A 12294-nucleotide genomic window follows, 5' to 3' on the forward strand; every position below is an offset into this window, starting at 1 on the left:
GGACCGTGAAACGACTTTGCGCCGATGATAGTGCTGCAACCAGTGTGAAAGTAGGTTATCGTCAGGCTAGTTATAAAGAGAAAGCCCCGGCTGCGCATGCAGTCGGGGCTTTTTTGTTTTGTATTCGCCTTTAAAAAGGGGCTTAAACGCCCCAGATAATATCTTCGCCTTCGGTTTTGGCCGCGCGCAGCATTTCCAGCAGGGGGAAAGCGCGTTGGGCGAAAGCGACTTTTTGCTTGTCGGCCAGGGCCACGTCTTCGCCGTCGTCCGGCAGATCGTGGGGATGGGTATGGGCGGCGTGCTCGGCGTCGACCTCGGGATGCAGCTTGCTCAGCGCGACTTCCTGCTCCAGCAGGGCCAGGGCCTGGGACGCTTCGGCCGCCGTGATGACGCCACGTGTGGGACTCTTTTTCCACAGATCCATGATGCGCTGAGCATGCTCAAGGTACATCATGACCGTGGGGGATGATTTGGATTTAAATGTTATCAACATGGCGGCTTCCCCATATTTTTGTTGACCTACTCTAAAGATAACACGACTTGCTGGCTTGCACCTGCCACCGCCCTTTTTCAATTCAGTTTAAACGAGCTCATAAAAGTTTCCACAGCTTCTTTCTCGAAGTGTTTTTCGCTGCCCAGCACCACGACCTGGTAGACGCGCTTGTCCTTGAACAGGAAGCGGCCGCTCAGCAGCATAGGCGTGCCGTTGCGCATGCCCTTCGCTTCGATTTCCTTGACGTTGCCGTTGGCGCTTTCTTTGATGATGGTCGCGCCGATATTCCTGACCATGGCGGTTTTCATGGCGGCTGCGGCCTGCGGGGCCTGGCTCGCATCGGCTACCTCGGCGCTGCCGACGGCGAACAGCGTACCATCGATTTCGGCGGCCGCCATCGTCATCTTCACATCCAGTCCGTCGAGATTGACGCTGCGCGTGTGGGTGGCGGGCTTGCCGGGGAAGAGCACGGCATAGGGCGCGTCATTGCTGCGAAAGTCGCGCCAGTCGAATTTAGGACTGCAGGCGCTAATGGCGGTGGCGGCCAGTAGCGCTGCCAGAAGGGATAGTTTTTTCATCCCATGATGGTAGCAGGGTGGCATGGCGATGTCGGTTAACTTTACATTGTTACTACCAAAAGTAACGAGTAATTTGCAAGTAAATTCCTTAAATCACTGATTTTTATACGTATCATTAACTTGGTACTAATGTTGCTTACATAGCTCCGCGCCCTTTGCGCGCCGTCAATCAGGAGCTTTGTTTATGCGCAAGTCTTTGTCCTTTTTCTTGTGTTGTATAGCCAGTTTGCTGCTGGCCCTGACCATGCCGGCAGCGCGTGCCGCACCGTGGCTGTTTTCTATCGATACATCCCGTCTCGCCGGCAGCAGCAGCGTGCTGGCTTTTGATTTCATTGGTTCATCCGGCAATACGGTCTGGATACGCAATTTCGATGCGCAAGGTTTGGTCTTGCCGCAGGCATCGACGGGGAATGTGAACGGCGTGTTTCCCGATGCGGTATCACTTGGCACTTCCGGCAGTTTTTTCAACGAGGCTTCATTGGGCTTGCCGGCACTGGCCGCGCAGATCACTTTTACTCTCGATGTGACGCATATCGGGCCGCAGGGAGGGGATGCGCCCGATGCCTTGTCCCTGTATTTTCTCGATCCGTTCAGCGGCTTGCCGCAATTCCCGAGCAGCGATCCCAGTGGCGCCGGTGCGTTGTTCCGTCTCGATCTGCATCGCAGCGAGATGGGCGAACTGACGATTTTCGATGCGGCCGATGTGACGGTCAGCGCCCGTCCCGGCACGCACAGCGTGCCTGAGCCATCGAGCTGGCTGCTGGTGCTGCCTTTCGTGCTGCTGTTCGCATTGCGCCGCCGTGCCGGCTGCCGGGCGTTGGCCTTGTGTGTGCTGGCCTTGGCGGGCATGCCGCATCTGGCGCGCGCCGAAAGCCTGAATGGGCTGGTGAGCATCAGCAAAAGCGGCTTGGTGCTGAACCGTCTGACCAATACTTACGATAGCGTGATTACGGTAACGAACACCTCGTCCACGCCCATCAGCGCCCCTTTTCAATTGACCGTCAGCGCGATTTCCGCGGCCGGGGTGACGGTCTATAACAATAACGGGGTTGATACCCAGGACAACCCCACAGTCGCAGCCACCTTGGAAATGGGCGTGCTGCGGCCTGGCGCCAAGGTGGCGGTGCCAGTCAAATTCGTCAACCGCAAGCAGCGTGCCTTCAATTTTTCGCTGGTGGCCAGCGGTACGATTCTCAGCACCGCCAGCAGCACTCAGCTGGCGGTACGCGCTTTTCACTATTCCGGCAATCCCGGCAATCCGCGCGGCGCGGCGGCCGGCGCGGGTGTGAAGCTGTCGGTGAATGGCGTGCTGCGCGCCGTGACCGACGCCAGCGGCCAGGCCAGCTTTCTGCTGCCGCTGGACGTGCAGTCGCTGTCCGCGCGCCGCGCCCCATCGTATGTCGGAACGGCGGAACTGGACCTGCGCCGTGGCGCGGGAAATAGCGTCGACATCATCCTGAGCGACGACGGCGAGGTATATGCCGACGCGGCCCTGCGCATCGACCAGGTGCAGCATCTGCTGCTGCCGAACAGCTTCAGCAATCTGACGCTGCGCCTGATCGGACTGAATGAAAGCACGGTCAAGGTCATCGACCTGGCGACGGTGGAGCTGTTCAATTCCATTGGCCAGAGCCTGGGCGACCTGACCTCGCTGTTTGCGCTGAATGCCGATGGTTCGATCATGGCGCCCGATATGGCGGCGCTGCGCTCACGCATTGTTGGCAAGAGTGGACGGCTGACGCTCGCGGTGACAGGTCTCGATGCGCAGGAAAACGTCTACCGTGCCACCGCCTCCTTCCATCTGACGCGCAATGCGGTGCGCGGCAGCCTGGCCGCGCCGCCATCCTTCCCGGGCCTGCAACTGGGCGGCATCCGCATCGTGGGCAAGATACTGAATACCGACGTGGTGGTGTCCACGCTGTCGGAAGCGGACGGCAGCTTTGATTTCCCTAACCTGCCGAACGGGAACCTGAGCATCTCCGCCGAGACGTTCCAGAATCAGCGCTACTACTATGGCACGGGCGTGTTCTCGCTGGCCGGCGCAGTCAATCTGAATATTCCCCTGCTTTCCTCGCTCGACGATGCTGCCGCTGCGCCAGTGTTGAACACGCTGGAAGCGCCGGCGGCGGAAGAGGAACGTATCGTTGGCTATAATGCGCGCCGTCCCGAAGATATGAAGACCGGTCAGCAGCCGGCCCTGCCGCTGCTGGATCGCCGCATGCGCCAGACAGGCATGCTGGTCCCGGCGGCGGTCAGCGTCATTGCCGGCCTGCGTAATGTGCCGAGTACGCAGACCGTGAAGCTGGCCGTGCCCAAAGGGACGGCCAAGGTCACGCTCAGCTATAACGTGGCCAGTGCCGAATACCCTTATTACATCACGCAGCAAAGCGTGTACAACGACGTTTGGGGCATCAAGGTATTCGGCGGAGTTCAAGGCACGCTGCTGTTCGACCTGACGCGCCAGATCAATACCCAATTGACCCAGGCGCCGATCTGGCTGTCGGATGGCACCACCGGCATCATCGAAAAGACATTTGATGTGCGGGCCTTGGCGCGCGATAGCGATATCGAACTCACGCTCACCGCGTTCGCCACCAATATCGGCGACAGCCAACTGCCGACTTCCGTTAACGCGCGCATTGAAGTTGGCGGCAGCTTGAGCATCAACTCGGTGGCTCCGCTGGATGACTCCTGGCTGGCGTACAACGACAAGACCTATTACAGCGTGCCTGAGAGCGGCCGCAGGAACGCCTTCCAGCGCCGCAATACCTTTGATGTGACCAAGCCGGAGGGTTCCAGCATCAGCAGCCTGAAAGTCGAGCTGCTGGCCGCCGGCGCCAGCTCCATTGTGCTGGATGAAGCTCCCGGGACCAATGTCAGCGTGGTGGACGACAAGACCTTGCACAGCACGGTCACTTTCGATTCGCAGTCTTCCACGATAAACAGCGTGCCGCCGTCGACGAACGCGATTCAGTACCGCTACACGCTGCGCGCGAAAGCGGCCGATGGCAGTCTGCTGTCCGCGGAAAAAACGGATACCGGCAAGCGCCCCTTGTGGCGGATGCCTTCCGGCCTGCCACGCTACAGCTTGCGCGAGCCGGGCGGCGATGACTGGACATCGCAGCGCACCTACAACTGGATCGAAGCCAATCTTGACTTGCTGCGCGCGATCAACGATATCTCGGGCGAACATGGCAAGGATCTGGGCCATGCCAGCCATGGGCGCGGCAGTGACATCGATATGTATCACTTCTATACCTTCCAGGGTGCGAATGCGGGCAGCGGCACTTCCAACTATCAGCAGCTGGTGGCGCGCGTGAAGGACTTGCCGAAGCAAAGGAGCAGCAATCTGCTGCAGCGCGCGCAGGGACTGGCCGCATTGGCTGAGGTGACGGCCTGGATTCTGGCGTCGCGCAGCGGCCTGGATGCGCTGGCCGCGAACGCCGATGTACTGCAGATCGGCTATATCCGTGGCGGCCCCGGCTCAGCCGGCATAGCAGGCGCCGATTGGGGATATCGCTTGCTGACCACGGGCCTGGTGACAGTTGATGGCGTGGAGTACGATCTGAACGTGGGAGGCTGGGCCAATGCAAAGTATCACGCCTGGGCCAACCACCATCATCACATCCACATCGCGCTCGATCCGTCCGATTGATGCAGGCGTTTCCGGTGCGCTCAGCGCTCGCGCAGGGCGCGCCGGTACTGGATCGCTTCGCTGACGTGGCGGTCGGCGATGATGGCGGCGCCATCCAGGTCGGCGATGGTGCGCGCCACGCGCAGGATGCGGTGCCAGGCGCGCGCCGACCAGTGGAACTTCTGCATCGAGCCGCGCAGCGTCGCTTCGGCCCTTCGCTCGAGGCGGCACCAGCGGTCGACTTCACCGGTATTCAATTGCTGGTTGCTTTTCTTCTGGCGCGTCAGTTGGCGTTGAAAGGCCGCTTCCACGCGCGCAGCGATGACGCTCGATGCTTCGCCGTCCGCGTTGGCCGCCAGCCGTTCGGCCGATACGGCCCCCACTTCGATTTGCATATCGATGCGATCCAGCAGCGGACCGGAAATGCGGCTTTGATAACGCAGGACCACGTCGGGTGGACAGCGGCAGGCCAGCGTCTCGTGGCCGAGATAGCCGCATGGGCATGGATTCATGGCGGCAATCAGCTGGAAACGCGCTGGGAAATCGGCCTGGCGCGTGGCGCGCGAGATGGTGACTTTGCCCGACTCCATTGGTTCGCGCAGCACTTCCAGTACGCGCCGGTCAAACTCGGTCAGCTCGTCGAGAAAGAGCACGCCGCAATGGGCCAGCGAAATTTCACCCGGATGCGGAACGCTGCTGTAAAGATTTTAATTAAATGAGAAAACTGACTCAGGAAATCGCCAAAAAGTTCGAATTAAATGAGAAAGTACGCCTTTTTTGGAGCTGTAACGGCCGTGGAAAATTCGCATTGCATGAGAACGTTTCGCTGCGTAGCATAGAATTTTGTAGGCGTTGTCGGTGACTGCCTTACGCGCCCGAAGCCGCTTAGTCCTAGAGTACGTCCACCAACCTATAGAAGGAGCGCGCATTCGGTGCGATGCAACATTTACTTGCCAACTGAGGTAGGCGGTGACTTTAAGCGTCTCCCCCAGTTCCGGCATACGTTCTTAAGGAGCGTCCGGCGACCGGGGGGGAGCAATAGAGAGGCTGCAATTTTTGACGAGCTCAGCGCACGGCGCCAATCGTGACCTGATCGATGTGAGCAAATATCCCTTCCGTCTTTTCGAAATGTGCTGCTTGTGTGGCCATTTCATCTGTCCACTTCTCGCCGTCAATTAGGCGGTATAGGCGTGTAGTTAAGCGGCAGTCGCGATTGGGGAGGCATATTCCAAAGATGCTCTTTGCATGTTGAAATTTGTTTTGTGCGACAAGCATATATTTTGCTAATTCCATGTTGAGACTATACTCAACCTGTTCCAGTGAAATTCCTTCGGGAGGCTGCGGATATAAAAGCCAAAGGTAATGTATACGCGGATCGTCAAGGGATTCCGAAATCACACTCCAGAATGTAGATGTGCTTTCGTTATATATGTCATGAAAGGCGCCCGCTAGAGCCTGTCTGCTGAGGCGGGACTCACCTGCTAAGAGGCGGAATGCACCTTCATGATAAGAAATCGGCTCATCAAGCCCGATGACCATGCGACCTTCGGCATAGTCGTCTGCAATATCTTCGACCAGCTGATCAATAAGGTAGGATTTCTTCCAAAAACGTATGCGAGAGCTTCGTTGATCACTGTCTAAATATGCAGCCCACATACCATCGTGAACTGTGCGTGCGCCGTCTTCTAACGGGAATATCGAGGTAGGAACGAAAAATGGCCTATTTCCTGGTTGGCTCGTCATATAGGCTGCGATCAGGTTTTCCTCCCCGTGAATCACCCAATCTTCTGAAGACATTGCTTCGCGCTTACGGACTAAATAGTCAATGAAATCCCTGGCCGTATCGAAGCTATCAAACATGGCATCCAACGCAGGAGTGCTTACTATATGTATAAAATCTTCACCTGACCCAAAGCAGCCAACGGAAAAAAGCTCTTCTCCATCTTTGCACCTAGTATCGACGGTCAGACTCTTGCGCCCAGAATTCGTCTCACATATATCATCACAACCATTTGCAACGGCTAACAGATGTATCCGCATTAGACTTGGATGTGGTAATTTCAAGGGTAATGGCGACGAAACTTTAGCGTCAACAAAAACTTTCTCGGGGAAGTTTTTGATGTGGTTGCGTGCTCCTCGTAGTTGACGCGCACTGGCAGAAACCGCATTTTTATACCAGCGTTTCCAATTAACTTTGACATCTGGATGATCTCCAAAGCGATTTAGCTTATCGGAAATTATTATTATATCATTGCCAAAAACCACGAGAACATCGCAAAGCTCTTTTCCTAGTTCGTAGAACGGGTTTTCGTAGCTCCACATCGACAGAAAGGTTTTTCGAGAAAGACCGCTAAGTTTTTCTTCGGATTCATTTAGACTCATAGAAATTTTTCTAATTCAAATAGTTTTAATAACTATTTTATGGATTTGAGGTAATGATTTTTAAAATATGCTTTCACAAGGACTTTATCCAATTTTCAAGCGATACCATAGCGATTTTTGTAATCTCAGCATCATCTTTCGACAAATGCTGCGGCAGGGTTCGAGAGAAGTTTGCGTAGGCGTCAATCGGTGATCGTTTCGATAAGTGTGATACAAGCCAAGTTCTAACATCACACTTTAGTAATGTTATAAACAATGCCAATCGAAGCGCCTCATCACTACGTAAAGAGTCATTCTCTAGCGTCGAAATCCAGAAATTAGGGAACCATACCAGATAGAAAGGCACATTTATGTAGTCCCTAGTTTTATCGTCGCCGTGAGCAATTTTATGACGTGCAGCGCGTAATCCCTCAATCTGCGATTCTAGGTTGCTTTTGATCGTGCTTAAGTTTTGTTTTATTGTCTTAAAAATATTATCTATAAATATATTATTTTTTGCGTGAAATGAAATATGATTTATTGATTTTTCCCAGAAGATATCTATAAAACTTTTCAAGCTCAGGTTTGCATGGCGAAGTGATGCTTCTGTGCTTGCACGCGCGAGCAATGCCTTATCCGCATAATCGTGAATGGCATATGTTTCCCAGCATTTATTATACAATTTTATTGCAGAGAATAAATCACTGTCGGAGCTAATAGACGGAAATCGATCGACATATCGGAGGTCGTTATGGCGAACTATCGCTTTGTGCGGATTTAAAATACTCCTGAATGCGTAATATTTTTCCAGCGAATGCATGAAGTAATACATTCCGTTGGTGAGTGTCACCTTGTGCTCATAACTTTCATCTGTATTTTTCTGGATTAATCTAAAGCATTCGAAATTTTCACTGGAGATATACCCAGTCAGAGAAGCCGGAGTGGATGGGTTTGTAAAAAAATATGAGAACCTTAGCTTTTCGATAAGTTGATGTGTTTCATAATCGATAGCTTGATCAAAGTAGTCTCCGCTGACGAACCATTTTGCTTCTAAAACACAGCCTCCGCTATCAAATATGCCACTCGGCATTAGATTTTTACGTTTATGTTCAACATCATATTTTTTTAATACGAAATTTTTTCCACTGATTTCGCTTTCAATTTCAATAAACGGGAGATAGTATATAACTTCTCTTAATTTGTTATTGTTTTTATCAAGGCTTCCGCGATCTGTGATCATTGAGCTATCCAGTATTTTAGTTCGTTCTTGGTCGCAATGTGCCTGTTGTGTATTTTGATGTTCTTCATCTGGAACATATTTTTCTATACACATCTGCTCGACTGTGTACCTTCTAGTATTCTGATCGCTGCCGTTAGCTATTCGTAAAATTCATCACTATCCATTCTCATAGGCGCTGCCTTCATTTGATGTGGCAGCAATGTCGATACCGACAGCCTACTTCGGTCCAAACCGATCTTTGGAATTACGCCGTGGCAGTACATTCTCCGAGACGTATTCCGTTACGAATCATGAATTCTTCCATATCCGACCATCTCGAACACAAGTTTGAAATGCTAATATTTTCTGCATCATGGTGATGCAACACCTCGTTAAAATCTGGAAGTTCGCAGAGTGGCGTGAGATTTTCCTCCGCTTTAAATGCATGGATAGCTTCAACAATTTCATTGAGCTTTTCAGGATCTTTATCTACCAACTCTGCAATTTTCACAATAAATTCGTTTAGATCGAAAGAATACATATGCAAGGTATCAGCGCGTGTCTTTTCCTGCCATTTCTCAAAGCCAAATCCTTGAAGCGCATTCATTACTCTTTCATGAGTGGCTCCGCTGACAGTTTTATTCCAACCTAACTCTGCAACAACTGATAGAAACGTTTTACTAACTCCAGCATGACTTACGTTACTTCCTTCTTTAACTAGTAAAGTCCGTATCTTACTTGCCGTCCACATTGACGGGATCACTGAAATATTGCCAAATATTTTTTCGCGAAGATCTTCTCGAGGCGGTCTGCCCGACAAAAAATCAACCAATGCTTGGAATTCGGCTGAATGTTTTCCGGATCCCGATTGATTTATCTGCAAAGGTCCAATGCCACTTGTGCCGAAATGCGGTGCAATAAATCGCATACAAGCAGGTTCATAAAGGGGGCTTTCACCTTCTTGTTTAAGCCAAAAAAACATCAAATCAAGCTGTGGACCTTTGTTAGGATTAAATTCGCGATATGTTTTAACGAGGTGGGCTTGCAATATGGATAGCTGCCCCTCGATGTCAAATAGCTCGTTGGCGCCGTATGTGGCTTCCATCTGGGCCTTTAGACGCTCAATCATCAAGAGCCCACTGCGTATGTCTCCGCTAAAACCTATATATAGGTTTTGATAAACTTTGTGCAACTTTCTCACGCAGTTGAAGTATCGCGGCTTCCGCGATTTGTCTATATATTCGAAAGTTGCTTGAACGTCCGCAACGCATACCAATCCATTAAAAGCTGTAGCTCCAACAATCCATGTCAATTGATCTCTCCCTCAGTAATCGCCCATACTTTTTGGCGTGTGCTGCATAAGATTTGTTCATTCAAAAATCTCAGCCCTTGGGCCAAACCTGACCGCTGCCAGACAGGATAACATCTTGCTCGGAGGAAAAATGCGCGAAATCTCACAACGCGACAGGCGGCGAAATATTAGATGGATAGAGGCGAGTTTTGAGAACCGATGGCGGTAACTTTGAGAATGCGTGGCTGCATTGATAAAGATACCTATTTCCACCAATGTGCAGATGTCCTCAAATTCTTAGCCTACTGCGAAGGCTAGTTGACCGTACTGACCTCTGATATACCAGATCCAGATGCGATATTCGCCCATAGGAGCCTATGATGATGATATGGTTACGCTATTCCATTTCCATAATGCAAGAGTCTCTTTTGCTAGCTCAGACGCAGCGAAGTCACCAACGCGATGCCTACCCGAAAAATTCCCATTGGCAACCGAGCAGTCACAGGGTTGCATGCCCGTAGTGGAGCTCGCTATGAATCCTCCCTCGAGCGAGATTTTTTTGAACTTATGATGGCCGACCCAGCCGTGGCCAACGTAGAGGAGCAACCGGTTCAAATCAGCTACACAACAAGCGATGGGAAACAGCGCCGCTACACGCCCGACGCGCTGGTGAGATTTAATGCGGATACCACAGGTGCCACACCCATGCCACTGCTTTGCGAAATCAAATATCGCGAAGAGTACAAGGCAAAGTTCTTTGAGTTTAAGGAGCGCTTTCAGGTAGCGCGTCGATACGCACGCGAACAAGGTTGGCGATTTCGTGTGATCACCGATAGAGAAATCCGAACTTCTCGATTTGCGAATCTACGTTTCCTTGGCGGATTTAAAGATCGCATTCAGGACGCCGATCAAGCCGAGGCTATGTTGCAAGCGCTGAGAGCCGCAGGCGAATCTTCGCCAGCAGCGTTGCTGTCCACCTTCTCGTCTGACCCTTGGAAGCAGGCTGCGCTGCTCCCCGCCTTGTGGGGACTTATCGCCACAGAAAAGATACTTGCGGACCTATCTGAACCATTATCCATGAGCTCGAAGATTTCCGTCCACGATGAAAACGACATTTAAGATTCTGCCCAAGTCTCTCGTTCTGCATGATGCCGAGCGCTATATCGTGGTTGAGTTGCAGGACCTCGATAAAGTCCTCTGCCGCCGCTTGTCTAGCAATGAGACCGTAGTCATTGCCGTTGCCGATCTACAGCCAGCCCTAAGCCAAGAGTTAAGCAGCGTTAGCAATAAGCAGCGACAGGATTTGTTGGCAATTTCGAACGAAGTATGGAAAGCGACGTCGTCGCAGTTAGACGTCATACGCGAGTTGCATGCGATCGGGCGACACCAAAGGACGCGCGCTCAGCTGGAAGAGGCAGGCCTGAAGTTAGGAAAATCTCCTAAGACAATTTATCGTTGGCTGAAGCTGTTTGAGAAAGACGAGACCATCGCGGCGCTGTTGCCTAAGGATCGCGCCGACAAAGGCAGCAGTCGGCTTCACGACGATGTGGAACTCGTAATGCAAGACGCAATTAAACGAAATTTGCTTAAGCGTGAAGCCGGTACAGTGAAAGCTGTCCACAAGGACGTTACGAAAGAATGTGGGTTGAAAGGATTGAAGGCGCCAAGCCTTTCCGTTGTGAGAAGGCGCTATCTGGCAATTCCAGAGAAAGTACGCGTGGCGAGTCGCGAAGGGGGCAAGGTAGCCAAGGAGCGCTTCACTCCGTTGCGAGGTTCTTTCCCTGGTGCCGATCATCCGCTGGATGTAATTCAGATCGACCACACACCCGTGGACTTGATCATTGTCGATGAGGTGTACCGCAAGCCGATTGGAAGGCCCACGCTGACGATCGCGGTCGATGTGTGCTCACGAGTACTGCTGGGTTTCAATCTATGGATGGAGGCCCCTGGAGCGGCCTCTGTGGGCCTATGTTTGCATCATGCGATGCTGCCCAAGGAGAAATGGCTTGCCGAGCGCTCTGTCACCGCGACCTGGCCCTGCTACGGGCGACCTCGCAAGATACACACCGACAATGCGAAGGAATTCCGAGGCACTGTCCTTGAGCGTGCATGCCAGGCCTATGGGATCGACCTTGAGCAACGGCCGCGCGGTTCGCCGAACTTTGGTGGGCATGTTGAACGTAGTTTTCGCACCTACATGCGAGAAACCCACACCTTGTCTGGCACGACCTTTTCAAATACGCGCAAAAAGCATGATTACGACTCTTCGGGTAAAGCCTGCCTGACACTGAAGGAATTCGAAGCTTGGTTCGCGACGTATATCACCAAAGTCTACCATCACGACTACCATGCAGGCATTAAGACCACGCCGCTAGCGCGTTTTCAGGAGGGACTGCTGGGGACAGCGACCCAACCTGGTATTGGATTGCCTGAGCGCTTCCTCGATGAAGAGCGACTGAGACTCGATTTTTTGCCATTCGAGGAACGCACCGTTCAGGAATATGGAGTGTTACTGGATCACGTTCACTACAACAGCGATATTTTGCGAAGCCGAATTCATCAGAAGGACCCCAAGAATCTGAAGGTGACGAGGAAGTTCATTTTCAGACGAGATCCTAGGGACGTAAGCGTCATCTATTTTTGGGATCCAGATATGAAAACCTATCACGAAATTCCATACGCGTATCTGGGAAGACCGCCTGCTTCGTTATGGGAAGT

General features: G+C 52.3%; 9 protein-coding genes and 1 pseudogene. 3 read left to right on the forward strand and 7 right to left on the reverse strand.

Going from position 1 to position 12294, the window contains the following annotated elements; translation table 11 throughout:
- Positions 1-142: 142 nt before the first annotated feature.
- From FHS03_RS27540 to FHS03_RS27550, 3 genes are all read right to left on the reverse strand, one after another.
- On the reverse strand, positions 143-493 hold the full coding sequence (locus FHS03_RS27540) for a DUF1840 domain-containing protein (protein WP_183444104.1): 351 nt from the start codon (positions 491-493) through the stop codon (positions 143-145).
- Between the two features lie 77 nt (positions 494-570).
- Positions 571-1071 carry a hypothetical protein gene (locus FHS03_RS27545; protein WP_183444105.1) on the reverse strand — a complete coding sequence of 167 codons (501 nt, stop codon included), beginning with the start codon at positions 1069-1071 and terminating at the stop codon, positions 571-573.
- A 165-nt stretch (positions 1072-1236) separates the two neighbouring features.
- Positions 1237-1539 (reverse strand): hypothetical protein, encoded by a 303-nt coding sequence (locus FHS03_RS27550; protein ID WP_183444106.1) that lies wholly within the window; start codon positions 1537-1539, stop codon positions 1237-1239.
- 10 nt (positions 1540-1549) lie between these two features.
- On the opposite strand from FHS03_RS27550, the gene FHS03_RS27555 reads away from it, so the two are divergent.
- Positions 1550-4726, forward strand: coding sequence for a hypothetical protein (locus tag FHS03_RS27555; protein ID WP_183444107.1), 3177 nt, complete (start codon positions 1550-1552; stop codon positions 4724-4726).
- 20 nt (positions 4727-4746) lie between these two features.
- Here the strand turns inward: FHS03_RS27555 and FHS03_RS27560 are convergent.
- The 4 genes and pseudogenes from FHS03_RS27560 to FHS03_RS27575 form a co-directional block, all read right to left on the reverse strand.
- Positions 4747-5394 (reverse strand): annotated as a pseudogene (locus tag FHS03_RS27560) (ATP-binding protein); the annotation flags it as partial.
- Between the two features lie 376 nt (positions 5395-5770).
- The gene (locus FHS03_RS27565; RefSeq protein WP_183444108.1) at positions 5771-7087 is read right to left on the reverse strand and encodes a hypothetical protein; all 1317 of its coding nucleotides are present in this window, start codon (positions 7085-7087) and stop codon (positions 5771-5773) included.
- A gap of 73 nt (positions 7088-7160) precedes the next feature.
- Positions 7161-8306 (reverse strand): hypothetical protein, encoded by a 1146-nt coding sequence (locus FHS03_RS27570; RefSeq protein WP_183444109.1) that lies wholly within the window; start codon positions 8304-8306, stop codon positions 7161-7163.
- A 244-nt stretch (positions 8307-8550) separates the two neighbouring features.
- Positions 8551-9597: an Ntn hydrolase family protein gene (locus tag FHS03_RS27575; protein ID WP_183444110.1), complete on the reverse strand. Its 1047-nt coding sequence runs from the start codon at positions 9595-9597 to the stop codon at positions 8551-8553.
- Positions 9598-10143: 546 nt separating this feature from the next.
- On the opposite strand from FHS03_RS27575, the gene FHS03_RS27580 reads away from it, so the two are divergent.
- Together FHS03_RS27580 and FHS03_RS27585 are read left to right on the forward strand one after the other, a co-directional pair.
- Positions 10144-10695 carry a TnsA endonuclease N-terminal domain-containing protein gene (locus FHS03_RS27580; RefSeq protein ID WP_183444111.1) on the forward strand — a complete coding sequence of 184 codons (552 nt, stop codon included), beginning with the start codon at positions 10144-10146 and terminating at the stop codon, positions 10693-10695.
- The coding region (locus FHS03_RS27585) for a TnsB C-terminal domain-containing protein (RefSeq protein ID WP_183444112.1) at positions 10679-12294 on the forward strand (1616 nt) is incomplete at its 3' end. The genes FHS03_RS27580 and FHS03_RS27585, both read left to right, overlap by 17 nt.

This window comes from Pseudoduganella violacea (assembly GCF_014191875.1).
Taxonomy (GTDB): Bacteria; Pseudomonadota; Gammaproteobacteria; order Burkholderiales; family Burkholderiaceae_D; genus Rugamonas; species Rugamonas violacea_A.

Bases quoted from the DNA above. Each gene is read 5' to 3' on its own strand.
- FHS03_RS27565 (WP_183444108.1), bottom strand. From the start codon at position 7,087: ATGAGTCTAAATGAATCCGAAGAAAAACTTAGCGGTCTTTCTCGAAAA.
- FHS03_RS27580 (WP_183444111.1), top strand. From the start codon at position 10,144: ATGATGGCCGACCCAGCCGTGGCCAACGTAGAGGAGCAACCGGTTCAA.
- FHS03_RS27545 (WP_183444105.1), bottom strand. From the start codon at position 1,071: ATGAAAAAACTATCCCTTCTGGCAGCGCTACTGGCCGCCACCGCCATT.
- FHS03_RS27540 (WP_183444104.1), bottom strand. From the start codon at position 493: ATGTTGATAACATTTAAATCCAAATCATCCCCCACGGTCATGATGTAC.
- FHS03_RS27570 (WP_183444109.1), bottom strand. From the start codon at position 8,306: ATGATCACAGATCGCGGAAGCCTTGATAAAAACAATAACAAATTAAGA.